Here is a 24,587-nt window from a genome sequence, read left to right as displayed (position 1 = left end):
AACGTGTGGCCGAAATGGGACACAGCGGACGTTGCCGGACGCATCCCCGGTGGCGTCGGAGGGACATGAGACTGCGGATCCACTTCACCCCGGACGACCTGCTGCGTATCCGGATGGCCGACGCTCCGGATCCGATGTGGGAGATCGTCAACAGCCTGCACCTACTCCAGAACACCCAGGGCAGGCTGGTGTTCGGGGAATGGCGGCGCGGCAGCACCCGGTACTTGGACGGCGACGGCACCACGCGCTGGGCCTGGCGCATGCTGACCGCGCTGTCGCCGTGCGCGTCCTACTTCCCGGACTTCCTCACCCCCGCCGACGGGCACAGGGACCTGGAATCCGGCGTCGAGGCCGTCCTGGGCACACCGATCGCCCGGTTGCGGGACGAGATGGACCTGCTGGCGTCCACCAGCCGGCCCCAGCCCTGGTTCGGTGCGCTGGCCCGCGGCGACCAGCCGTTCCTGCGCGTGGTGGGCGACGCGCTGCGCCACTACTACCGCAGCGCGATCGAACCGCACTGGCAGGCCATCCAGTCCACGGTCCGGGCCGACCTCGCCACCCGCACCCGCGCGCTCATGCACGGCGGCGGCGAGGCGCTGCTGGACTCACTGGCCCCGTTCGCACGCTGGCAAACCCCGGTCCTGGAGATGAACTACCCCGTCGACCAGGACCTCCACCTCGACGGGCGCGGTCTGCGCCTGGTCCCCTCCTTCTTCTGCTGGCGCCACCCGGTGAGCTTCGCCGACCCCGGCCTGCCGCCGGTGATCGTCTACCCCGTCGGCCCCGAACCCGGGTGGGACACCCCCGACGACCAGGACAGCGCCGCCCGCGCCCTCGCCGCGCTGGTCGGCCCCACGCGCGCCTGGATCCTCGAACTCCTCGCCGAACGGTCCGCCACCACCACCGACCTCGCCCGCGCCGCCGGGGTCTCACCCGCGACGGTCAGCAAGCACGCCGCCGTCCTGCGCGACGCTGCGTTGATCTCCAGCCGCTCCGAGGGCCGCCACGTGCTGCACACCGCGACCATGCTCGGACTGACCCTCCTGCGCCAGAGCTGAGCCGTCGCCGCGGACGCATCCCGGGCGCCGCATCAGCCCCCGGGCCGCCCCGGCGGGGCCGTACTCTCCCGTTCCACGACCGTGCCGGCGACCGGGACGGTGGTCGGCTCGTCGGTGTCCCCGTCTTCACGCAGTGCCAGGCACGCTGCCTCCCGCCCCATCCATTCCAGAGGAAGGCGCACCGTCGTGAGGCCGGGGGTGAGGTCGCGCAGCGCGGGGATGTCGTCGAACCCGGCGACGGACAGGTCCGCGGGTACCCGCAGTCCCGTGTCGCGGACAGCGGCCATGGCGCCGGTCGCCATCACGTCGTTGACGGCGAAGAGGCAGGTCGCGTCGGTCCTGGCCGCGAGCAGCCGCCGGGCGGACTCATACCCGCCATCGCGGGTGAACCCCCCGTGCACCACGTTGCTGGGGGCCAGCGCGATACCCGCGCCGGCGAGAGCCGAGCGGAAGCCGTCCAGGCGGTCGAGTGCGGTGCGCAGCTCCGTCGGCCCCGCCAGGACGGCGAAGCGGCGGTGGCCCTGGGCGATGAGGTGACGGGCCAGGTCGGCGGCGCCGCCCCGGTTGTCGGGGACCACGGTGTGCGCGGGCAGCCCCTCCTGGGTCACAGAGGCCACACTGCCGCCCTGCTTGACCAGCGCGCTGATCTCCTCGCCCAGCCGGACGAGATCAGCCGGGTCGGTCGTGCGGCTGCCGATCAGCACCGCCGCGCGGGCGCGGTGGGCGCGCAGCGTGGACATGAGGGTGACCTCGCGCGCGGGTACGCGTCCGGTGGTGCCCAGGACGACGACGAGACCCTCACCCTCGGCCACCCGGGCGACCCCTGCCGCGATGCTGGAGGAGTAGGGGTCGGCGATGTCGTGCACGACCAGTCCCACCAGGCAGCTGGTGTTGCGCGCCAGGGTCTGCGCTGAGGGGTTGGCGAGGTAGCCGAGCTCCTTGGCGCTGGCGCTGACCCGTTCGGCCAGCTTCCGGCCGACCTGCCGGGTGCTGCCGTTGAGCACCCGTGACGCGGTGGCGAGCGATACTCCGGCGTGCTGGGCGACCTGTTCCAGAGTCACGTATCCGCCACCCAAGGCGTCCTCCCGCTCCCCATTCTGTCGGCCTGGCCAGGCTTTTCACGAGTTTTCCCAATCGTAGAGCAACCATCGCGACACTCTTGGTCGATTGGCGCAGGGGAGGGGCCCGGGATCGTGCGCGGTTCGCGGGGCGTCGGCCACGCTGTCCGCCGAGCCGTCAGTCGATGCGCTCCCGGCACATGCCCGGCGGGCGGCGGTCGTCGAACGCCAGCCCCGGACGGTGTCGGCGGGCCGCGGCCACCACCTCGTCCACGGTGTGGTTCCAGGTGCGGCGGACGCGCACGGCGCGGTTGGGCTCCCATGGCGCTGGCGGGTGGAACGGCTGGTCGGCCTCAGCGTGCGGAACGAAGACGAGATACCACTGGCGGACCGCGCCGCGCTGGTAGGGGATGTCCTGGGAGCACACCCGGATGAGCGCGATGTCGTCCCAGGCCAGCCACAGGTCATCGGACGACGAGCGCGGCCAGCGCGCGACGACGCGCACGCCCTCGGAGTCCAGGGCCAGCGTCGGCCGCCGGGACAGCACACGGGAGGCCGCCAGCAGCCCGCCGCCGCCGAACATCACCACGGCCAGCAGGCCGATGACGATATCGGCCATACCGCCGCGCGCCACCAGGGCGGCCCCCATCCCGGCGAAGATCAGGCATCCCGCCGCCAGCCCGGCTCCGTCCCACGTAACGCGGAACGTGTCACGGACGGTGAACTGATCCGTTGGACCGGTCATCTCCCAAGGATAGAACGGCAACGGCCCTCGGACCGGAAGGTTCGAGGGCCGTTGTGGGATTCCGACTGATATTCGAGGACTTGCCGCGCTCTGTCGGGATTCCAGGAGCGCGATGCGCCCCAGGTTTAGGACAGAGCGGAGAGGCCGTCCGGGTGGAACTGCTCGCCGTTGACCTTCTCCGACACACCCGACCGGTCCAGGTACGGCGTGATGCCGCCCAGGTGGAACGGCCACCCGGCGCCGGTGATCAGGCACAGGTCGATGTCGGCCGGCTTGGCGACCACGCCCTCGTCCAGCATGATCTTGATCTCGCGGGCCAGCGCACTGATGGCGCGGTCCAGGATCTGCTCCTCGGAGGAGGGGCTGCCGCCGCCGGTGAACAGCTTCTTGACCTCGGGGTCGATGGCGAAGTCCGGGCCGTAGATGGCCGTCTTGCCCGCGCCCACCAGGGTGCGCAGCTGCTCGGAGACGCCGAAGCGCTCCGGGAAGGCGGCGTTCAGCGTCTCGGAGACGTGCAGCGCCACGGCCGGACCGACCAGCTGCAGCAGGAGCAGCGGTGACATCGGCAGGCCCAGCGGAGCGACAGCGCGGTCGGCGACCTCGGGCTCGGTGCCCTCCTCGACGGCGGCCAGCACCTCGCCCATGAACAGGGTGAGCAGCCGGTTCACCACGAACGCCGGGGCGTCCTTGCACAGCACCGCCGACTTCTTCAGTGTCTTGGCGGTGGCGAAGGCCGTGGCCAGCGTGGCGTCGTCGGTCTTCTCGCCCCGGATGATCTCCAGCAGCGGGAGAACGGCGACGGGGTTGAAGAAGTGGAAGCCCACCACGCGCTCGGGGTGCTTGAGCTTGCTGGCCATCTCGGTGATGGACAGCGAGGAGGTGTTGGTCGCCAGCACGGTCTCGGCCGGGACGACCGCCTCGACCTCGGCGAAGACCTGCTGCTTCACCTCCATCTTCTCGAAGACGGCCTCGATGACGAAGTCGGCGTCGGAGAAGGCGTCCTTGGTCAGCGAACCGGTGACCAGGCTCTTGAGCCGGGAGGCCTTGTCCGCGTTCACGCGGCCCTTGGCCAGCAGCTTGTCGACCTCGCCGTGCACGTAGTCGACGCCCTTGTCCAGGCGCTCCTGGTCGAGGTCGGTCATGACCACCGGCACGCCGAGGCGGCGCGCGAACAGCAGGGCGAGCTGCCCGGCCATGAGGCCCGCGCCCACCACGCCGACCTTGGTGACCTTGCGCGCCAGCTGCTTGTCCGGGGCTCCGGCGGGGCGCTTGGCGCGCTTCTGCACCAGGTCGAAGGCGTACAGCCCGGACTTGAGCGTGTCGCTCATCATGAGGTCGGCGAGCGCGTCGTCTTCGGCGGCGAAGCCCTCGTCGCGCGTGCGGTCCTTGGCCGCGGCGACCAGGTCCAGCGCGCGCACCGGCGCCGGGGCGGCCCCGTGCAGCTTGCCCTCCACCATGAAGCGGGCGTTGTTGATCGCCTGGTCCCAGGCCTCGCCCTTGTCCACCTCGGGGCGCTCGACGGTGACGTCGCCCTTGATGACCTTGGCCGCCCAGCGCAGCGACTCCTCGACGAAGTCGGCCGGTTCGAAGATCGCGTCGGCGATCCCCATCTCGTGCACCTGCGGGCCCTTGATCATCTTGTTCTGGTTCATCGGGTTGTCGATGATGATCTTGAGGGCCTTCTCCGCACCGATGAGGTTGGGGAGCAGGTAGGTGCCGCCCCAGCCGGGCACGAGGCCGAGGAAGGTCTCGGGCAGCGCGAACGCCGGGACACCGGCGGAGACGGTGCGGTAGGTGCAGTGCAGCGCCACCTCGACGCCGCCGCCCATGGCCGCGCCGTTGATCAGCGCGAACGTCGGCACGTCGAGTTCACCGAGCTTGCGGAACACGTCGTGGCCGAGCTTGCCGATGGCGTGGGCCTGCTCGTGGTTCTCGACCTTGGGCACACCGGTGAGGTCGGCGCCGACGGCGAAGATGAACGGCTTGCCGGTGACGGCCACCGCGACGATGTCGGTGCGGGCCTTGGCGGCCTCGATGGCGGCGTCCAGCTCCAGCAGCCCGCCGGGGCCGAAGGTGTTCGGCTTGGTGTGGTCGTGGCCGTTGTCCAGGGTGATCAGGACGGCTTTGCCCGCGCCGTAGGGGAGTTCGATGTCGCGCGCGAAGGCCTTGGTGACGACCTCGTCGCTGAACAGCTCCCGTGCTTGTTCGATCGGGGTGCTCACTTGGCGTTCCCTTCCCAGTTCGTGTTCTCCCAGAGCACGGTTCCGCCCATGCCCATGCCCACACACATCGTGGTGAGGCCGTAGCGGACGTCGGTCCGCTCGGCGAAGAGCCGGGAGAGCTGGAGCATCAGCCGTACGCCCGAGGAGGCGAGCGGGTGGCCCAGGGCGATGGCGCCGCCCCACGGGTTGACGCGGGCGTCGTCGTCGGCGAGGCCGAAGTGTTCCAGGAAGGCCAGCACCTGGACGGCGAACGCCTCGTTGATCTCGATGAGGCCGATGTCGTCCATGCTCAGGCCCTGGCGGGCGAGCAGCTTCTCGGTGGCCGGGACCGGGCCGACACCCATGACCTCCGGCTCGACACCGGCGAACGAGAAGTCGACCAGGCGCATCTTGGCGTCCAGGCCCAGTTCGGTGGCGACGTCCTCGGCGGCGATCACGGCACCGGTGGCGCCGTCGTTCAGACCCGCGGCGTTGCCCGGGGTCACGTTGCCGTGCGGACGGAACGGCGTCTTGAGCCCCGCGAGGCTCTCCAGGGTGGTGCCGGGCCGCGGCGGCTCGTCGTCGGTGGCCAGGCCGTAGCCCTGCTCGGCGGAGCGGACCAGCACCTCGACCAGGTCCTGCTGGATCTTGCCGTCGGCGTAGGCCTTGGCGACCTTCTCCTGGCTGCGCACCGCGTAGGCGTCGGAGCGCTCCTTGGTGATGGACGGGTAGCGGTCGTGCAGGTTCTCCGCCGTGTTGCCCATGACCAGGGCGGAGGGGTCGACCAGCTTCTCGGAGAGGAAGCGCGGGTTGGGGTCGACGCCCTCACCCATGGGGTGGCGGCCCATGTGCTCGACACCGCCGGCGATGGCGATGTCGTAGGCGCCGAACGAGATGCCGGCACCGGTGGTGGTGACGGCGGTCATCGCACCGGCGCACATGCGGTCGATGGCGTAGCCGGGGACGCTGCGGGGCAGCCCGGCCAGGAGGGCGGCGCTGCGGCCGATCGTCAGCCCCTGGTCGCCGATCTGGGTGGTGGCGGCGATGGCGACCTCGTCGATGCGCTCCGGCGGCAGACCGGGGTTGCGGCGCAGCAGCTCTCGGATGACCCGGACCACGAGGTCATCGGCGCGCGTCTCAGCATAGAGGCCCTTGCCGGCCTTGCCGAACGGAGTCCGAGCCCCGTCGACAAACACGACATCGCGGGCAGTTCGCGGCACGATTGCCCCTCCTTCTCAAGCAGGTGGGTGACTTGTGCCCCTCATGCTACTCGCGAGTAACTAGTGGCGCGAGCCGCGGGGGTCCGCAAACCGAATCGAGTTTGGAATATTGCCGCCAATTGGCCCGAGCGCGCCATCGGAGGAGGTGGCGCGGGCCGTGTGCGTGGGCGTGGCGACGGTGTCAGCCGTCTGTAAGCGGAAGGGGGCATGCTGCCTTCGTGAGCAATGCCGGTGCCATCCGGAAATCCGGTTGATGTCGGCTCGTCCTTCGCCCAAGGATGAGTGCTCGCTGTCCGTGGACGAGAACGAATGGGGGACGAGATGGTCGTGTCGGAGCGGCGACAGCGGGGCCCGCACGCGGAGGAGTTGCGCGAGGCCCCCAAGGCATCGCCGCGCCGCATCTGGGAGTACGCGCGGCCGCACTGGAAGGTCCTGCTCGCCGGGGGCCTGCTGACCTTCCTCGGCGGCCTGACCGGCCTCGTCCAGCCGCTCGTCGCCAAGGTCGTCATCGACGCGCTGGGTGCGGGGGAGTCGCTCGCCCGGCCCCTGCTCCTCCTCACCGCTGCTGTCATCGGCGGCGCGGTCATCAGCGCGATGGGGACGTTCGTGCTGGAGCGCACCGGGCAGAGTGTCGTGCTGGCGGTCCGCCAACAACTCGTCTCCCGGCTCATCCGGCTCCGCGTCGCCGAGGTGGACCGGCTCAAGCCCGGCGACCTCGTCTCCCGGCTCACCGCCGACACCACACTGCTGCGCACCGTCGCCACCAGTGGCATCAGCAACGCCTTCACCAGCTCGGTGCTCCTGGTGGCGGGGATCGTCCTCATGGCCTGGATGGACCCGGTGCTGTTCGGGGTGACGGCCGTGGTGATCGTCCTCGCCGCTGTCACCATGGTCGTGGTCCTGCCCCGGATCGGCCGGGCCACCGAGGCCTCGCAGGCAGCACTCGGCGAGATGGGATCCAAGCTGGAGCGGATCTTCGGGGCGTTCCGCACCATAAAGGCGTCCTCGGCCGAGACCGCCGAGATCCGTCATCTCGACGCGGCGGCGCAGCGCGCCTGGCGCAAGGGCGTGGCCGAGGCCGGCTGGAGCGCGGTCGCCGGTGTGACGGCCTGGCTGTCGACCAACATCGCGTTCCTGGCGGTGCTGGGGGTAGGCGGCGCCCGGGTCGCCTCCGGCTCGCTGGAGGTCTCCTCGCTCATCGCCTTCCTGCTGCTGCTCTTCTACCTCATGGAGCCGATCAGCACGCTGGTGAACGCCGCCACCGAACTGCAGAGCGGGTTGGCCGCCGTCCGGCGCATCGACGAGGTCGGCAACCTGGAGCGGGAGGACACCGACGCCCACCGCCCGGAACCGGCGGAAGACGCGGACGCGAGCGACGCCATCGCCGACCCCGGGAGGAGCGACACCGACACCGCGCACAACGGATTCCCCCGCTCGCCGGTCCCCGGGACACGGCGGCCCGCCCGGGTCGCCCTCACCGATGTGCTCTTCCGCTACGCCGACGGCCTGCCGCTGGTCCACCACGGCGTCACGTTCGAGGCGGCCGGAGCCGGGCTCACCGCCCTGGTCGGCCCCTCCGGGGCGGGCAAGACCACCGTCTTCTCGCTGCTGGAGCGGTTCTACGACGCCACGGGCGGCACCGTCGCCGTCGACGGCGTGGACGTGCGCGACTGGCCGCTGGCCGGGCTGCGCGGCGCCATCGGGTACGTGGAGCAGGACGCGCCGGTGCTGGACGGGACACTGCAGGAGAACCTGGTGCTGGCGGCCCCCGACGCCACCGCGGACGAGATCGCCGAGGTTGTGCGGCGGGCGCGCCTGTCGGAGCTGGTCGGCCGCCTGCCCGACGGCATCGACAGTGCCGTCGGGCACCGGGGCACCACCCTCTCCGGCGGCGAGCGCCAACGCGTGGCCATCGCGCGGGCACTGCTGCGCCGCCCGCGCCTGCTCCTGCTGGACGAGGCCACATCGCAGCTGGACGCCGCCAACGAGGCAGCGCTCAAGGAGGTCATGCTGGACGCCGCGCGCGACACCAACGTCATGGTCGTCGCGCACCGGCTGTCCACGGTGACCAGCGCCGACCGCATCGTTGTGCTCGACGCCGGGATAGTCCGCGCGGTGGGCACCCACGCGGAGCTGGTCGACTCCGACGACCTCTACCGGGACCTGGCCGCTTCTCAGCTGCTCACCGCCTCCTGACCGCTCGCGTTGATCTCGGGGATAGTGGGGTCTCACGGGCGATTTTGGCCCCGATATCCCCGAGATCAGCGGAGGGACTGCGCCGACGGCGGTGAAACGTCGGTGGTCAGCACGGCACCACCTGCACCTCGACCCCCGCGTCGCGAATGCGGCGCAGCTCGTCGCGGGGGAGTCCGTCGTCCACGATGACCAGGTCGAAGCGGGTCAGCGGCGCCAGGGCGTAGAGCCCCTGTCGGGTGAACTTGCTGTGGTCGACCAGCAGCACCCGGCGTTCCGCCGCCTCCATCAGCGCCCGCTTGACGTGCACGGTCTCCTGGGACTGGTGGTAGCAGGTGCCGTGGGTGATGGCGGTGGTCGACATGAACAGCACGTCGGCCCGGAACGAGCCCACGGCGTCGGCGGTGTGCAGTCCCAGGAAGGCGTCGTAGGCGGGATAGTAGGCGCCGCCCAGCGCCACCACGTCGATTCCGGGTACCCCGGCGAGCGCCTTGAGGGCGGTCAGGAAGTTGGTGATGACGGTCAGCGGCGCGCGCTGCGGCAGCCGCCTGGCCACGTACAGGGCCGTGGTGCTCTCGTCCAGCATCACCGAGTGCCCGGGGGAGACGAGCTTGAGCGCGGCGGCGCTGAGCCGGTTCTTCACCTCGGGCATCGCGGCCGTGCGCTCTTCGAGGTCTCCGTGGAACACCGCCGAGGTCTGGGTCGTGGCACCGCCGCGGACCTTGCGCAGCCAACCTTGCGACTGCAGGGCGTCGAGATCGCGGTGGATCGTCATCGGGCTGACGTCGAACTCCTCGGCCAGCGCCTCCACGCGCGCGAACCCGGCGTCGGCGACCCGTTGGCGGATACCCAGCTGCCGGGCGTGCCGGTCGGCTCCCCGCGCCGCGGTGTCCCGGTCGGTCGATGGTCGGTGCGGCATGGGCCCCTTTTCCTCGCGGCTGCGATGCTGTGTGAGATCTAACAATATTTAACAACAGGGAAACGCGCCAGACTCCCGCTATGAAGAGGGAGGAGATCACGAGAGTCACATTCGACGCCCACGGATGTGTGATGCGTCCGTGGAAAAGTCTTGTGGCCCATAACACTCTGCCTCTTTCATGGACCTCGTAGGCGGTACCGCACCAGGTCCAACGGCCGGATCCGCGACGACCGGCCCCGAAGAGAGAGGTGACCTCGGTGTCCAGCACACACATCGATCCGCGGTCTGAGGCGGCGCCCGCGCGCCGCCACTGGACCGAGCGGATCGGCATCCCCCGTCCGCTGGCATGGGGTTTCATCGGCCTGCTCATCTTTATGATCGGCGACGGCGTTGAATTCGGATACCTGTCCCCGTACCTGCAGGACCACGGCATCGGCGCACAGCGTGCGGCCTTCATCTTCACCGTGTACGGGACAACGGCCGCCATCGCCGCCTGGCTCTCCGGCGCGCTCTCCGACATGTGGGGACCCCGCCGCGTGATGTGGACCGGCTTGGGGGTCTGGGTCGTCTGCCACGCCCTCTTCCTCACCATTGCCCTGACCACGGTCGACTACCGGCTCATCCTGCTCACCTACGGCCTGCGCGGATTCGGCTACCCGCTCTTCGCCTACGGGTTCCTGGTGTGGGTCGCCGCGGCCACCCCGCAGCAGCGCCTGGGCACCGCCGTGGGCTGGTTCTGGTTCGCCTTCACCGGCGGGCTGCCCACCCTGGGATCGCTGGTGGCCAGCGGACTGGTGCCGTGGATCGGCTCCTACGCGACCCTTTGGGTCGCCCTCGGGCTCATCGTCGTCGGCGGCCTGATCGCCCTGCTGCTGGTCCACGAACCCACCGGCCACCGACGCCTGGCACCGGAGGGCGAACGTCCGCTCGTCACGCTGCTCGGCAGCCTGACCATCCTCTGGCGACGCCCGCGCATCGGTGTCGGTGCGATCGTGCGCACCATCAACACCGCGCCGCAGTTCGGGTTCATGGTGTTCCTCCCGATCTTCTTCACCGAGACCGTGGGCTTCACCCTGGAGGAGTGGCTGCGGCTGCTCACCGTCATGTTCACCACGAACATCGGGTTCAACCTGGTCTTCGGCGTCATCGGCGACCGGATGGGGTGGCGCCGGACGGTTGCCCTGTGCGGCGGCGTCGGCTCGGCCATCAGCATCCTGGCGCTCTACTACGTGCCCGCCGCCGCGGGTCCGCAGTACGCCCTCGCCATCCTGGTCGCGGCGTTCTACGGCGCGACGCTGGCGGGGTACGTGCCGCTGTCGGCGCTGATGCCGTCGCTGGCCCCCGAGCACAAGGGCCAGGCCATGGCCGCCCTGAACCTCGGCGCCGGCGCCAGCGTCGTCGCCGGACCGGCCATCGTCGCGGTGTTCCTCGGCCCGCTGGGCGTGGTCGGCGTGATGTGGATCTTCGCCGTCCTCTACCTGGCGAGCGCCGCCATGACCGCCTTCCTCAAGCTGCCCGACGAGCAGGGCGACGGCAGCGCGCACAGCGACGCGCATGAGGAAGTCGGCGAGCGGCAGACTGCTGTCTCCGCCCCACAGGGGGAATGACCAGCGGTAACAGGTGGCCTTTCCCGCCACCCGTTCCCCCAACCCCTCGATGAGAATCCCAGCCGCCGCCCCCGGGCGGCGGCCCCACCACCGACAGGAGGACACTGATGGCGGTCATCGCCGTCGATGTCGGCACCTCGATCGTCAAGGCCGTCGTCTTCGACGACGGCGGGAGCGAGGTCGCCGTCGCCCGCCGCGCCACGGAGGTGCGCCGCCCCCGGCCCGGCTGGGCCGAGCAGGACATGGACGATGTCTGGCACACGGTGGCCGCCGCCATCCGCGAGGTTCGCGAACAGGTCCGCGAACCGATCGGCTTCCTGGCCGTCACCGCCCAGGGTGACGGCTGCTGGCCGGTGGACGCCGCGGGGCGGCCCACCGGACCGGCCATCCTCTGGTCGGACGGCCGCACGGCGGCCATCGTCGAGGAGTGGCGCGCCGACGGCGTCCTGGACGCCGCCTTCCGCCGCAACGGCTCGCTCACCTTCGCCGGGCTGCCCAACGCGCTGCTCACCTGGCTGTCCCGCAACGACCCCGACCGCCTGCGCCGCACCGCCTCCGTTCTCACCTGTGGCGGCTGGGTGTTCCACCGGCTCACCGGCGCGATCGCGGTGGACGAATCCGACGCCTCCGCTCCCTTCCTCGACCTGCGCACCCGCCGCTACGACCCCGCCGGCCTCGCCCTGTTCGACCTGGAATGGGCGGCCGAGCTGCTGCCCGAGGTGCGCGGCGACGACCGGCGCACCGGCGGGCTCACCCCCGCCGCCGCGGCCGACCTCGGGCTGCCCGCCGACCTCCCGGTCGTCATGGCGCCCTACGACATCGCCGCCACCGCAATGGGCACCGGCGCCGTCGCCGACGGCCAGGCCTGCAGCATCCTGGGCACCACCCTGTGCACTGAGATCGTCACCACCACTCCCGACACCACCGGGGACCCCAGCGGCCTGACGATCGCGTTCGACTCGACCGGCCACCTGCTGCGCGCGTTCCCCACCCTCGCCGGGACCGAGATCCTCACCTGGGCGGCCACCCTCCTCGGCGCGGGGAGCCCGGCCGAGCTGGGCCGGCTCGCCCTGGGCGCGGGCCCCGAACCCGGCGGTCCCCTGTTCCTCCCCTACCTGTCACCCGCCGGGGAGCGGGCGCCGTTCCTCGACCCGCACGCGCGCGGCACCTGGTGGGGGCTGTCCCTGGAGCACGACCGGGCGCGCGTGGCGCGTTCGGTGTTCGAGGGGCTGACCCTCGTCCTGAAAGACTGCCTGGCGGCATCGCGCATGCCCATCACCGAGCTGCGGCTCAGCGGCGGAGGAGCCAACAGCGACCAGTGGTGCGGCCTCATCGCCGATGTCACCGGCGTCCCCGTCATCCGCTCCACGGACACCGAGGTCGGCGCCAAGGGCGCTTTCCTCAGCGGACTCGTCGCCACCGGGCGCGCCCCCGACCTCGCCACGGCCGCCCAGAACCACGTCCGGCTGCGCGCCGTCCGGGAACCCGACGCCCACCTGGCCAAGCTGTACGCCCACACCTACGAGCGGTTCGTCGAACTGCGCGACCTGACTCGGCCCGGCTGGCGACGGATGGCCGACACTCTCTCGGACGCCCCCACCGGAGAGGAGGACGAACGTGCGTGACACCGGACAGGACGCCGTCTGGGTCGGCATCGACCTCGGTACCCAGAGCGCGCGGGTGCTCGCCGTCGACTCCACCGGGGCCGTCCTCGGCGAAGCCCGCGAACCCCTGCACGGCTACCGCGAGGGCGACCGCCACGAACAGGACCCCGGCCAGTGGTGGGCCGCCGTCGGCACAGCGTGCCGCTCGGCGCTGCGCACCGTCCCGCCGCACTGGCTCAAAGGCGTGGCCGTGGACGCCACCTCCGGCACCATCCTGCTCGCCGACGCCCGCGGCACACCGCTCACCCCCGGCCTCATGTACGACGACCGTCGCGCCACCGTCCAGGCACGGCGCGCCGATGAGGTCGGCGCCCACGTCTGGGCCGAGTTGGGCTATGGCCGCATGCAGGCGCCCTGGGCGCTGCCGAAACTGCTCTGGCTGCTGGAGCACGAGCCGCGCGCCCGGTCCGGCACCGCGCTGCTGCTGCACCAGTCCGACCTGATCACCTGGCGGCTGACCGGGCGCCGCACCGCCACTGATGCCAGCCACGCCCTGAAGACCGGCTACCACCTCATCGAGGAGCGCTGGCCGCGGGAGGTCATGGCCGAGCTCGGTGTCCCCGCGTCGCTGCTCCCCGACGTCGTACGGCCCGGCACCGTCCTGGGGGAGGTGTGCGCCGCCGCGTCCGAGCACACCGGCCTGCCGCGGGGCATACCGGTGATCGCGGGCATGACCGACGGCTGCGCCGCGCAGTTGGGCGCCGGAGCCCTGGCGCCCGGCGCGTGGAACTCCGTCCTCGGCACCACCCTCGTGCTCAAGGGCGTGACCCCGCGGCTCTTGCGCGACTCGGGCGGCGTCGTCTACTCCCACCGCTCGCCCACCGGGGACTGGCTGCCCGGCGGCGCTTCCAGCACCGGTGCCGGGGCGCTCACCCACGCCCTGTCCGGCCGCGACCTGGACGACCTGTCCGCGCGTGCCGCCGAACGCGGCGTCACCGCTACCGGTGCCTACCCCCTGGTCGGGCGCGGCGAGCGGTTCCCGTTTAGCGCACCCGACGCCGAGGGGTTTCTGCTCGACCAACCCGCCGACGAGGTCGACCACTACGCGGCCCTGCTGCAAGGGGTCGGCTACATCGAACGGCTCTGCTTCGACTACCTCGACCTCCTCGGCGCCCCCACCGACGGCCCGCTGAGCCTCACCGGCGGAGGCGTGCGCAGCCGCTACTGGTGCCAACTGCGCGCCGACATCCTCGGCCGCCAGGTGCTGATCCCCGCCAACGCCGAGCCCGCACTGGGCATGGCAGTGCTCGCCGCCGCCCATCACCGGGATCCCACCGAGGTGGCCGCCGACATGGTGCGGGTCCGGGCCGCCATCGACCCCCGCGACGACCCCGGGGAGACCGCCCGCCTGCGCGACGGCTATCTGCGGCTCATCGACGAGCTGCGGGACCGCGGCTGGCTCGCGTCCGAGGTCGCCAAGCACGCGCACGAGCGGAGTGAGTCATGAAGGGGGGTGAGCGGCTCGTGCCACGGAGTGGGTAGCACCGAGAAAACGGCACTGACCAGTGAAAAGGCGCGGCCGAGGCAGCGCGACGAACGACCCGGCGGGCGTGTGGCCCGCTCGGGCGACGAGAAGGAGTGCACAGTGACCGACCTTGTACTGGCGCGGCACGGCGAGACGACCTGGCACGCGAACAACCGCTACGCGGGCTCCAGTGATGTCCCGCTGACAGCGCGCGGATACGACCAGGCCGAAACGCTGGCGACCTGGGCCGGCGGCGCCGGACTGGACGCGGTCTGGTGCTCCACGCTCTCCCGCGCCCGCGAGACCGCCCTGCCCAGTGCCGAGGCCATCGGGGGCGAGCCCCGTGCCGACGAGCGACTGTGCGAAGTGGACTTCGGCGAGGGGGAGGGCAAGAGCGTCGCCGAGATGGAGCGGCTCTTCCCCGAGCGCCGCGCCGCGTTCGTCACCGACCCGGTGGCGCACCACCTCCCGGGCGGCGAGGACCCGCGCCTGGCCGTCAAACGCGCCCTGGCCTGCTTCGACGACATCATCGACGCCCACCCCGACGGCCGCGTCCTGGTCGTCGGGCACGGCACGCTGATGCGCTTGGTCCTGTGCCGCCTGCTCGGCCTTCCGCTGCGGGAGTACCGCCGCGTCTTCCCGGTCGTGCGCAACACCGCCCTGACGACGCTGCGGATGAGCGGAGGGCGCGCGGCGCTGATCGAGTACAACGTCCCGCCCGAGATCGCGGCCGCGCACCACCTCGGGCTGAGCATTTCCTGACCCGCCCTCTCCCTACGTTGATCTCGGGGATATCGACCGAATAGCGGCCGACATTCGGTCGATATCCCCGAGATCAACGCAGGAAGCAAGGAGCACCCCGACATTGCGCGGGAAAACTCGGTAGCCGCCAGCGGCACCCTCGATCGAGCTGTCGCCCACCACCATCGACATCACCCGAAGGAATCCCCATGACCACCACCGTCCTCGCGGCAGGAGACCGCTTCGTGCTGCCGCGGCTGCTGTCCGACGCCGTCCGCGTCCAGGCGGGTGCCGACATCGACGTGCGGGAGCTGGAGCTGCCGTGGCCCCACGTGCCCTTCGGGCCCGTCGCCGAGGTCCAGGAGGCGTCGGGCACCGAGGAGGAACTCATCGAAGCGCTGCGCGGCGCGCGCGTCTGCGTCACGCAGATGGCGCCGCTCACCGAGCGCGTGCTGGCGGCCTGCCCGGAGCTCGAACTCTTCTGTGTCAGCCGGGGCGGGCCGGTCAACGTCAACGTCGAGGCGGCGACCCGGCACGGCGTCGCCGTGTGCTACGCCCCCGGGCGCAACGCCGCCGCGACGGCCGAGCACACCCTCGGCCTCATTCTTTCCGCCGCCCGCCGCATCCCCGACCTCCACGCCGACCTGCGCCACGGGCGCTGGCGCGGCGACTTCTACGACTACGACAACTGCGGTGTGGAGATCGAGGGCGCCACCGTCGGGCTCGTCGGTTATGGAGCCATCGGCCGCAGGGTCGCCGCCGCGCTCGCGGCGCTCGGGGCGCGTGTCCTGGTGCACGACCCGTATGTGACCGGTGATGCTCTGGCGGGCACCGCCACCAAGGTCGCCCTCGACCACCTGCTGGCCGAGGCGCACATCGTGTCCCTGCACGCCCGTCTGACACCGGAGACCACGGGACTTCTCGGCCCGTCCGAGATCGCCGCGATGCGCCCGGGCGCCGTTCTGGTGAACTGTGCGCGCGGCGGGCTGGTCGACTACGACGCGGTCTGCGACGCCCTGGAGCGCGGCCATCTGCACGCGGCGGCGTTCGACGTGTACGCCGAGGAACCGGTCCCTGCCGACTCCCGCCTCCTCTCGGCCCCCAACGTCGTGCTCACCCCGCACGTCGCCGGGGCCAGCCGCCAGGTCGCGCACAAGGCGGCCGACATCGTGGCGGCCGAGGTCGGCCGTTTCCTGACCGGTCGGCCGCTCGCCCACTGCGCCAACACCGCCGTTCTCACCCCCGAGGGCGTGTATCGGGGGCGGTGACGACGGGGCGCCCGACACGCGGACGGCGGGGCTGCAGACCTCTGCCTCCCCGCCGTCCGGCGATGGCTGTCGTCCGAGGACGCCGCGGTGTCAGAACAGCGAGGCGGCCTCGCGGTGGCGGCCGGAGGCGCTGAGGGCACCGGCGAGGTCGCGGCGCATCTTCATGGTGAGCATCCGGATCTCCGGGTCGCCCGCCTCGGCGAGGGCGCTGCGGTAGGCGGCCTGGAGGGTTTCGACGGCTTCGGCGCTGCGTCCGGCCTGGGTGTAGGCGCGGCCGAGGCGGTGGTGGATCACCAGGGTGTCGAGATGGCGGTTGCCGAGCCTGCGCCGCCGCTGGGCGAGCACCATGCGCAGCTGCTGGATGGTGTCGTCGAAGCGGCCCACCCCGCTGTAGGCGAGGCTGAGCCCGAGACGCAGGTTCTCTCGTTCCTCCGGAAGGGCGGAGTCCTCGATCGCGCGCTCGAAGTGGGCGATCGACGCGTCGTGGCGGCCACTGCGGCGATAGGAGACCGCCAGGCGGGCGCGCGCGGCGACGGTGTCGGCGGCGACCGGCCCCAGGTTCTCCTGGCGGTGCTTGAGAAGCGCCTCCCACTGCTCGGCCGCGTCGGAATGCCGCCCCACATCCCCATAGGACCAGGCGAGGTTCTCCCGGATGACGTCGGTCTGCGCGTGGTCCTCACCGAGGACCCGAACCGCCTCCTCCAGGGCCAGCTCGAATTGGGCGACCGCCGCCTCGCGGCGACCGATCTGGGCGTACTTGCTGGCCAGGTTGTTGCGCGCCGTAATACTGCGCGGGTCCTCGGTGCCCAGCTCCTCGTGGTGGTCGTTGAGGGTGCGCTCCAGGGATGCCGCGCGTAGCGCCGGCGTCTCACCCGGATCGACCGCGGGAATACGGACGGTAACGGGGTTCTCGTTCGCCGGGGTGCCTGTGGAGACGAATCCGGTCTTGCGCAACAGACTGCGCCACATCGACACGCGGCTCACCACCCCTGCATGACTCGAATCCTTATCGCCACGGACCTTGCTACCCCGCATCAGCAACAGCACGATTCCATAACTTAATCCGCAAATCCGAGCAGCGGAAGCATCTTGAGCGTATCTGTGCGTGAGTTGTCTCACTTATCGGATTTTTAACGCGATGAGTGGTTTAAACGTACGCGGAGCGGCTCAGCCGCGAGCGCGCGGGGCCTCCGGACATGCCACGGGCCCCGTCTCGGCCTCGGTGCTGAGAAAGGCACCGGAGCCGGGAAAGGGCCCGTTCGCATGCGCTCCCCCGGGGGCCGACGACAAGCCGGCGGCGCGGGGTCCGACCGCGTCGTGTCTACTCGTTCGCCCGCTTCAACGCTGCCGCCAGCTCCTCGGCGGTCAGCGAGAGCTGCCATGCGCGCGCACCGTTGGAGCGCAGGTGCTCGGCGACCGAATCGGCGTCGATGGACTCGGGGGGCGTCCAGGACAGCCGCCGGACGAGGTCGGGCTGGAGCAGGTTCTCCGTGGGCATGACGACGCGCTCGGCGATCTCGCTGACCGTCGACCGCGCCGCCTCCAGGCGGCGGGCCGCGGCCGGATCGCGGTCGGCCCAGCGGTTGGTGGGGGGCGGACCATCGCCCGGTGCCCCGGGCTGGGGCAGCTCGGCCTGGGCCATGTCGCGTACCCGGTTGATCGCCTTGATCCAGGTCGTGACGTACCGGCGGCCCAGCCGCACGCTGAACGGCTTGATCGCCCCCAGCTCCTGCGCCGTGCGCGGCATCACCGTCGCGGCCTCGACGATCCCGGAGTCGGGCAGCACCCGGCCCGGCGACATGTCGCGCTCCTGTGCGATACGGTCGCGCTCCAGCCACAGCTCCCGGACGACACCCAGTCCCCGCTGGTTGCGGACCTTGTGGATGCCCGACGTGCGCCGCCACGGGTCCGGCCGCGGCTCCTTGGGCGGCGTGGCCAGCACGGCGGCGAACTCCTCCAGCGCCCAGTCCAGCTTCCCGGCCTTCTCCAGCTCCGCGTGCAGAGCGTCGCGAAGGTCCACCAGGACCTCGACATCCAGGGCGGCGTAGGTCAGCCAGTCCTTCGGCAGCGGTCGGATCGACCAGTCCACCGCAGAGTGCTCCTTGGCCAGCCGCATGCCCAGCACCCGTTCGACCATGGACCCCAGGCCCACGCGCTGGTACCCGAGTAGTCGTCCGGCCAGCTCGGTGTCGAACAGCCGACTCGGCCGCAGGCTCACCTCACCCAGGCACGGCAGGTCCTGGTGGGCGGCGTGCAGCACCATCTCCGTGTCGTCGAGAGCGGCGTCGAGGCCGCTCAGATCCGGGCACGCGATCGGGTCGATCAGCGCCGACCCCGCCCCCTCCCGGCGCAGCTGGACCAAGTAGGCGCGCTGGCCGTACCGGTAGCCCGAGGCGCGCTCGGCGTCGACGGCGACGGGCCCGCTTCCCGCCGCGAACGCCTCGACAGCGCGGGCGAGACGCGCCGCGTCGGAGATGACGGGCGGGAGCCCCTCCCGTGGCTCACTCAGCAGAGGGGCCTGCGGGCCGTCCTGTTCGCCGGGATTCTCCGGATCCGGGGTATCTGTCTTGGGGTTCAGCACATTCGCCACAGCACTACGGTATGTGCTTTCGTCCCCTTACATGCGCCACCGGGGTATCCCGGCGGCATAGCGGACCGGCGGAATCCCGCCGTGGCGGGCGTGATCATCCGCCGGACGGCGGTCGGCGCTGGGCGATGGCCGCGACATCGGCGGGGGGCAGCCCGGCGGCCGCCGCCAGCAGGTCCAGCCAGGCCGCCATGTCGCCGGACAGGTCGTCGGAGGTGGGGGACCACGACGCCCGCAGTTCCAGCTCGGTGGAGGTGGGCTGGTCCGCCTTGGCGGCGAAGCCCTCGGTGGTCGCGCGGGTGACCGTCCCGCTGAGGGTGTGGTGGTCGGCGCCGTGCGACTCCAGCGCCTCCGTCAGCCAGCTCCAGGCCACCTGCCCGAGCAGGGGGTCCGCGGCGAGCTCGGCTTCGACATCGGCACTGGCGTAGGCGACGACGCGGAAGGGGCCGGGCCAGTCGCGGGTCCCCTCCGGGTCATAGAGGACGATCAGCCGTCCCAGCGCGACATCGTCGTCATCGACGCGCACGGTCGCCGACTTGGCGACGGCGTGGGGGGCGAGGCGCTGGGGAGCGGGGATGTCTTCGACCGTGACCTCGGGTCGGACCACAGCTGTACGCAGGCTCTCGACTGCGCGCCGGAATGCGGGAGGCGCCTCATCGACTCTGCCGAGAGGGGGCATGGTGGAAACGTCAGCCTTAATCTTGTGAATCGCTAAATCCTGTGCAACAACACCGCGCGCCAAGGGTCTTGGACGTCCGGGTCCGCGGGTAGCGGGCATGGGGTGACCACGACCCCACCGCCATGGAGAACCGCTCCGAGGTGCGACGGAGCGTGACAGTGGGCACCGTACGACGGTGGCACGAGTCACCGCGTAGATCGCGGAGTTCTCCCGGCGTGTCGGGGTTTTGTGATGATCTCGGAATCCCTCCTGAGATGCCGCCGTTACGAACCACTTCGGGCGACCGTGGCCGGGGTCGGCCATCGACCGGTCGGGGCGGCTCGGGGGAGTCGGGGCACGGGGGCGCTCGGAGCATGGCACGATCGATGTGTGACGCTGCAAGACTCTCCTTTCCTCCGCGCCTGCCGGCGCCTCCCGGTGGAACATACGCCGGTGTGGTTCATGCGCCAGGCTGGGCGCTCACTGCCCGAATACCGCAGGGTGCGCGCCGATGTCCCCATGTTGGAGGCATGCGCGCGGCCCGACATGATCGTCGAGATCACCATGCAGCCGGTGCGCCGGTACGACGTGGACGCCGCCATCTACTTCAGCGACATCGTCGTGCCGCTGAAGGCGATCGGCCTCGACCTGGACATCAAGCCCGGGGTCGGCCCCGTCGTTGCCGAGCCGATCCGCGACGCCGAGGGCGTCAAGCGGCTGCGCGACCTCGACCCCGGTGACGTTCCCTACGTGACCGAGGCCGTCGGCGAGCTCGTCGGCGAGCTGGGTGACCGACCGCTCATCGGCTTCGCCGGCGGGCCGTTCACCCTCGCCTCCTACCTGATCGAAGGGGGGCCGTCGAAGAACCACGAGCACACCAAGGCTCTCATGTACGGCGCCCCGGACCTCTGGGCCGATCTGATGCGCCGCCTGTCGGCCATCACGCTGGAGTTCCTCAAGGTGCAGATCGCGGCCGGGGCCAGCGCCGTGCAGCTGTTCGACTCCTGGGTGGGCGCGCTCAGCGCCGAGGACTACCGCGCGTCGGTGCTGCCGCACACCTCCTGGATCTTCGAGGAGCTCGGCCGGTTCGACGTGCCGCGCATCCACTTCGGCGTGGGCACGGGCGAACTGCTCAGCCTGCTCAGCGAGGCCGGTGCCGACGTCGTCGGCGTGGACTGGCGGGTCCCGCTGGACAAGGCCGCCCAGCGCGTGCAGCCCGCGACGGCCCTGCAGGGCAACCTCGACCCGGCCACGCTGTTCGCGCCGTGGGAGGCCGTGGCCGAGCGCACCCGCGACGTCCTCTCCCGCGGCCGCGCCGCCGAGGGCCACATCTTCAACCTCGGCCACGGCGTGCTGCCCACGACCGACCCGGACGTCCTCACCCGCCTGACGGAGTTCGTCCACCAGGAGACCGCCCGCTAGGTCTCCGGTCGTCGCCACTGCCACAGCCAGGCGACAGCATCAGGGGCGGCGCGCACGATGTGCGCGCCGCCCCTGATGCGTGCGGGGACCACGGTGCCCGGAGCTTGTGCTCCCCACCCGGAGCTGTCAGCTGCGGTCCTCGCCAGGGGTGTCCGGGTCGCCCGTGTATGCCGTTTCAGAGGTGGTGCCAGGAGTCGGTCCGTCCGATGCCGTGCCCTCGTCCTCCCGGTGCGGCACGGTCGGAACGGGCTGGGCCTGGGGTGCCGAAGCGCTGTTGGCTCGACGGGCCCGGCGACGGCGCCACCACAGCACGGCGGGCGAGGCGAGAACGAGCAGGGTGACCAGGAACGGGAGCGCCCAGCCCACGCCCGCCGCGAGGCCTTCGAGTAGGGCGGTGAACGCCGTCCACCCCTCCTTCAGTCCGCCGAGGAAGCCCAGCGATCCGGTGTCGTCCTTCTCGACCTTCCCGGGCGGCGGTGTCAGCTCCAGGTTGACCGTTCCCAGCGACGTCTGGTCGGCCAGTGCGGCCTGGCGCGCCTGCAGCGACTCCAACTCCGCCTGGCGGCTGTCGATCTCCCGCTCGACGTCGAGGATGTCCTTGACGTCCTCGGCCTCGTCGAGCAGCGCCCGCAGCCGCTTGAGCGAGGCCTTCGCCGACTTGACCCGGCTGTCGACGTCGGCGACCTCCTCGGTGACGTCGACGGCCTCGCGGTCCAGGCTTTCGCGCTTGCCCAGTTCGGCCAGGTCCTCCAGGGTGTCCTCGTAGTGGTCCTGGGGGACCCGCAGCCGGAGCGAGGCCCGAGGCGCGTCTCCGGCCCCGGTCCCGATGTTCTCCGAGCCGACGTGGCCGCCGACGTCGGTCACCAGGTCCTTGGCGGCGGACACCGCCTCCTGTACATGGGGGACCTCGACTTCGAGATCGGCGGTGTAGACCACCGCGCGCTTCTGATTCTCGATTGCGAGGTTGGTCACGTCGGAACCGCCCTCGGAGGCGCCGCCCTCATCGGCGGGGGCGCCCGCCTCCGCCCGGCCGTCGGCGTTCTCGCCGCCCGGTGCCTGCGGAGCCGCGTCGCGTGCCGCAGTGTCCTCTGTTTCGGTGCTGTACTCGTTGGTCGCCTCCGAGCACCCCGCGAGCAGGGCGATCGCGAGCGATGCGGTGATGGTGGCCGCTGCCGCGCGGCCCCTGCCAGGTTTGACCACTGCAGCCTTCATGCCCCTTCGACGTGACGCGTTCCACGGCCGTTGCGGGGTTCCCATAACGCGTGGGTCACGGATGCGGGGCGCGGTTCCCGACACACCGTCAGCACCCCGCTTCCCGCGGCGCCGCGTGTCCCGGGGGCGGGTCACAGTGGCGGTGACGATCTGAAAAGCTGGGTTTCATGCAGAGGAAACCGCACGTCGTCGTGGTCGGTGGCGGAATCTCCGGGCTGACCGCCGCCTACCGGCTCACCCGTGCCGGGACCAGCGTCACTGTGCTGGAGTCCACCCCACGTATGGGCGGAAAGCTCGCCGCCTCGCCGGTGGCCGGGGTCCCGGTGGACGCGGGCGCGGAGTCGGTGCTGCGCCGACGCCCCGAGGCGCTCGCGCTCATCTCGGACCTGGGCTTGGACGACCGGGTGACCTCACCCGCCCCCGCTCCCGCGAGCATCTACTCCCGCGGGCGGCTGCGGGCCTTCCCCGAGGGCCAGATGATGGGGGTCCCCGGTGACCTCGCCGCACTCGCCCGCAGCGGCGTGCTGTCGTGGCCGGGGACGCTGCGGGTGGCAGCCGACCTCCTCCTTCCGGGCACGTCGGTGGACGACGACGTTTCGGTCGCTTCCTACATCGGGCGCCGCATGGGCAGGGAGGTCGTCGACCGCCTGGTGGAGCCCCTCCTCGGCGGTGTGTACGCGGGCCGCGCCGATCAGCTCTCGCTGCGGGCGACCCTCCCGCAGATCGAGCAGCTCGCCCACGGTGAGCGCTCCCTCGCCCGCGCCGTGCGCGCCGCCAAGGCCAAGCAGACGGCCGCGCCGGGCGGCTCCGGGCCGGTGTTCGCCACCCTGCGCGGCGGCCTGGCCACCCTCATCGACGCGCTCGTCGAGCAGAGCGGGGCCGAGACCATCACCGCGTGCCCCGTGCGCGGACTGCGCCGCGACGGCGCCGGCTGGACGGTCACCGCAGGCTCCGAGCAGGCGCCTCGCGAGTTCGCGGCCGACGGCGTCGTGCTCGCCTGCCCCGCCCCGGCCGCCGCCCGCATTCTCGACCCCCTGGCGCCGAGCGCCGCGCGCGAACTGGCCGCCGTCGACTATGCGAGCATGGCCATCGTCACCCTGGCCTACCCCGCCTCCGCCTTCCCCCGGCCGCCCGAGGGCAGCGGATTCCTTGTCCCGGGCCGGGAGGGGCGCACGATCAAGGCCGCGACGTTCAGCAGCGTCAAGTGGCCGTGGCTGGGCGAGGCCCTGCGCGCCGCCCACCCCGACACCGAGACGGTGCTGCTGCGCGCCTCGATCGGGCGCTTTGGCGAGGAGGAGGCGCTGCGGCGTGACGACGCGGAGCTGACCGCGCTGGCCACCGCCGACCTCGCCGACATCTGCGGCGTCAGCGGCGCCCCCGTCGACCAGCGGGTGACCCGCTGGGAGGCCGGGCTGCCCCAGTACGTCACGGGCCACCTCGACCGCGTCGAGCGCGCACGCGCCGTACTGTCGGACCATACGGGGCTGGTGCTCTGCGGGGCCGCCTACGACGGCGTGGGCATCCCTGCCTGCGTCGGCGGGGCCGAGTCGGCGGCGCGGGCGCTCGCCGCGCAGCTGGCCGACGACCATCGCTCACCCCAGCCAGCGGAGTAGACCGAAAGAACCCGAACAACCCGGCAACCGGCGCGCCTGGTGCCACCGAGTCAGCCGAGCAGACCGCATGGCCGGTCCAGTGCACGACTGGACCCGTCCACCGACGCCAACCGATCGACCGAGTACGTACAAGGGAGTGCACGTGACCACGGGCCAGCCCGCCACCCCAGAGGCGGCAGAGGAACTCAACAAGCTCATCCGCTACACCATGTGGTCGGTGTTCAAGACCGGCGACCTGGCCGGCATCGACCGCGTCGCCGCCACCGAGGAGCTGAACGCGCTGATCGACAGCGCGGCCGAGAAGGGCGTCACCACCCGCGGGGCCTACGACGTCCAGGGCTTCCGCGCCGACGCCGACATCATGTTCTGGTGGATCGCCGACACACCCGAGGCGGTCCAGGAGATGTACTCGGCGTTCCGCCGCACCCGGCTGGGCCGCGTCAGCGAGCCGGTGTGGTCGGTCGTCGGCATCCACCGCCCGGCCGAGTTCAACCGCGCCCACATCCCGGCGTTCCTCGCGGGGGAGGAGCCGCACGACTACATCTGCGTCTACCCCTTCGTCCGCTCCTACGAGTGGTACCTGCTGCCCGATGAGGAGCGCCGCGCGATGCTCGCCGAGCACGGCCGGATGGCCGCGGGCTACAAGGACGTGCGCGCCAACACCGTCTCGACCTTCGCCCTCAGCGACTATGAGTGGATGCTCGCGTTCGAGGCCGACGAGCTGCACCGCATCGTCGACCTGATGCGCCACCTGCGCGGCGCGGAGGCCCGTCGGCACACGCGGCTGGAGGTCCCGTTCTACACCGGCCGCCGCAAGAGCGTCGCCGAGCTGGTCGAGGCACTGGCCTGAGACCGGCCCGACACCGGCCTGAACACGGCACCCCTCCCCGACGTCTGGACCTGCCCTGACCGGCCGTGGGAGGGCCATGAGACCGCGAAGGGGTCCATCCCGGACG

At 71.5% G+C, this 24,587-nt stretch carries 19 protein-coding genes; 10 read left to right on the top strand and 9 right to left on the bottom strand.

Annotated elements, in window-relative coordinates:
• Nucleotides 1-65 precede the first annotated feature (65 nt).
• Nucleotides 66-1,058 (top strand): ArsR/SmtB family transcription factor, encoded by a 993-nt coding sequence (locus tag CDO52_RS18015; protein WP_094932554.1) that lies wholly within the window; start codon nt 66-68, stop codon nt 1,056-1,058.
• A gap of 32 nt (nt 1,059-1,090) precedes the next feature.
• Here CDO52_RS18015 and CDO52_RS18010 read toward each other — a convergent pair whose 3' ends face one another.
• The 4 genes from CDO52_RS18010 to CDO52_RS17995 form a co-directional block, all read right to left on the bottom strand.
• Nucleotides 1,091-2,134, bottom strand: a complete 1,044-nt coding sequence (locus CDO52_RS18010; protein ID WP_094932553.1) for a LacI family DNA-binding transcriptional regulator — start codon at nt 2,132-2,134, stop codon at nt 1,091-1,093.
• Nucleotides 2,135-2,294: 160 nt separating this feature from the next.
• Nucleotides 2,295-2,861 (bottom strand): STM3941 family protein, encoded by a 567-nt coding sequence (locus CDO52_RS18005; RefSeq protein ID WP_017618245.1) that lies wholly within the window; start codon nt 2,859-2,861, stop codon nt 2,295-2,297.
• 125 nt (nt 2,862-2,986) lie between these two features.
• Entirely contained in the window at nt 2,987-5,083 is a 2,097-nt protein-coding gene (locus tag CDO52_RS18000; RefSeq protein ID WP_017618246.1) for a 3-hydroxyacyl-CoA dehydrogenase NAD-binding domain-containing protein, read from the bottom strand.
• Nucleotides 5,080-6,282 (bottom strand): thiolase family protein, encoded by a 1,203-nt coding sequence (locus CDO52_RS17995; protein ID WP_026125715.1) that lies wholly within the window; start codon nt 6,280-6,282, stop codon nt 5,080-5,082. The genes CDO52_RS18000 and CDO52_RS17995 overlap by 4 nt, the downstream gene beginning before the upstream one ends.
• A gap of 309 nt (nt 6,283-6,591) precedes the next feature.
• Here CDO52_RS17995 and CDO52_RS17990 point away from each other — a divergent pair, with 309 nt between their 5' ends.
• A complete protein-coding gene (locus CDO52_RS17990; RefSeq protein ID WP_017618248.1) occupies nt 6,592-8,478 on the top strand; it encodes an ABC transporter ATP-binding protein in 1,887 nt (628 codons plus the stop codon).
• Between the two features lie 106 nt (nt 8,479-8,584).
• On the opposite strand, the gene CDO52_RS17985 is transcribed toward CDO52_RS17990, so the two are convergent.
• Nucleotides 8,585-9,394 (bottom strand): DeoR/GlpR family DNA-binding transcription regulator, encoded by an 810-nt coding sequence (locus CDO52_RS17985; RefSeq protein WP_017618249.1) that lies wholly within the window; start codon nt 9,392-9,394, stop codon nt 8,585-8,587.
• A 257-nt stretch (nt 9,395-9,651) separates the two neighbouring features.
• Between CDO52_RS17985 and CDO52_RS17980 the strand changes: the two genes are divergently transcribed.
• The 5 genes from CDO52_RS17980 to CDO52_RS17960 all read left to right on the top strand — a co-directional run bounded on the left by CDO52_RS17980 (nt 9,652) and on the right by CDO52_RS17960 (nt 16,139).
• Entirely contained in the window at nt 9,652-11,001 is a 1,350-nt protein-coding gene (locus CDO52_RS17980) for an MFS transporter (protein ID WP_198345753.1), read from the top strand.
• 107 nt (nt 11,002-11,108) lie between these two features.
• Nucleotides 11,109-12,626 carry an FGGY-family carbohydrate kinase gene (locus CDO52_RS17975; protein WP_094932552.1) on the top strand — a complete coding sequence of 506 codons (1,518 nt, stop codon included), beginning with the start codon at nt 11,109-11,111 and terminating at the stop codon, nt 12,624-12,626.
• Nucleotides 12,619-14,112, top strand: coding sequence for an FGGY-family carbohydrate kinase (locus CDO52_RS17970; RefSeq protein ID WP_017618253.1), 1,494 nt, complete (start codon nt 12,619-12,621; stop codon nt 14,110-14,112). Before CDO52_RS17975 ends, CDO52_RS17970 begins: the two co-directional genes overlap by 8 nt.
• A 138-nt stretch (nt 14,113-14,250) precedes the next feature.
• Nucleotides 14,251-14,892 (top strand): histidine phosphatase family protein, encoded by a 642-nt coding sequence (locus CDO52_RS17965; protein ID WP_033299873.1) that lies wholly within the window; start codon nt 14,251-14,253, stop codon nt 14,890-14,892.
• A 188-nt stretch (nt 14,893-15,080) separates the two neighbouring features.
• Nucleotides 15,081-16,139 carry a 2-hydroxyacid dehydrogenase gene (locus tag CDO52_RS17960; RefSeq protein WP_017618255.1) on the top strand — a complete coding sequence of 353 codons (1,059 nt, stop codon included), beginning with the start codon at nt 15,081-15,083 and terminating at the stop codon, nt 16,137-16,139.
• 90 nt (nt 16,140-16,229) lie between these two features.
• On the opposite strand, the gene CDO52_RS17955 is transcribed toward CDO52_RS17960, so the two are convergent.
• The 3 genes from CDO52_RS17955 to CDO52_RS17945 all read right to left on the bottom strand — a co-directional run bounded on the left by CDO52_RS17955 (nt 16,230) and on the right by CDO52_RS17945 (nt 19,405).
• On the bottom strand, nt 16,230-17,108 hold the full coding sequence (locus CDO52_RS17955; protein ID WP_033299869.1) for a tetratricopeptide repeat protein: 879 nt from the start codon (nt 17,106-17,108) through the stop codon (nt 16,230-16,232).
• A gap of 352 nt (nt 17,109-17,460) precedes the next feature.
• The gene (locus CDO52_RS17950) at nt 17,461-18,729 is read right to left on the bottom strand and encodes a ribonuclease D (RefSeq protein WP_017618257.1); all 1,269 of its coding nucleotides are present in this window, start codon (nt 18,727-18,729) and stop codon (nt 17,461-17,463) included.
• A 94-nt stretch (nt 18,730-18,823) separates the two neighbouring features.
• A complete protein-coding gene (locus tag CDO52_RS17945) occupies nt 18,824-19,405 on the bottom strand; it encodes a DUF3000 domain-containing protein (protein ID WP_094932551.1) in 582 nt (193 codons plus the stop codon).
• A 432-nt stretch (nt 19,406-19,837) separates the two neighbouring features.
• On the opposite strand from CDO52_RS17945, the gene hemE reads away from it, so the two are divergent.
• Nucleotides 19,838-20,806: a uroporphyrinogen decarboxylase gene (hemE, locus tag CDO52_RS17940; RefSeq protein WP_017618259.1), complete on the top strand. Its 969-nt coding sequence runs from the start codon at nt 19,838-19,840 to the stop codon at nt 20,804-20,806.
• Nucleotides 20,807-20,932: 126 nt separating this feature from the next.
• Here the strand turns inward: hemE and CDO52_RS17935 are convergent, their stop codons facing one another.
• A complete protein-coding gene (locus CDO52_RS17935; protein ID WP_157745633.1) occupies nt 20,933-22,018 on the bottom strand; it encodes a DUF4349 domain-containing protein in 1,086 nt (361 codons plus the stop codon).
• A gap of 167 nt (nt 22,019-22,185) precedes the next feature.
• Between CDO52_RS17935 and hemG the strand changes: the two genes are divergently transcribed.
• On the top strand, nt 22,186-23,631 hold the full coding sequence (gene hemG / locus CDO52_RS17930) for a protoporphyrinogen oxidase (protein WP_026125720.1): 1,446 nt from the start codon (nt 22,186-22,188) through the stop codon (nt 23,629-23,631).
• Between the two features lie 208 nt (nt 23,632-23,839).
• Nucleotides 23,840-24,481 (top strand): hydrogen peroxide-dependent heme synthase, encoded by a 642-nt coding sequence (hemQ, locus tag CDO52_RS17925; protein ID WP_394296715.1) that lies wholly within the window; start codon nt 23,840-23,842, stop codon nt 24,479-24,481.
• Nucleotides 24,482-24,587 lie beyond the last annotated feature (106 nt).

Source organism: Nocardiopsis gilva YIM 90087, from assembly GCF_002263495.1.
GTDB lineage: Bacteria > Actinomycetota > Actinomycetes > Streptosporangiales > Streptosporangiaceae > Nocardiopsis_C > Nocardiopsis_C gilva.
Note: the sequence above shows the minus strand (reverse complement) of the source record. Positions and strands in the feature narration are given on the sequence as shown.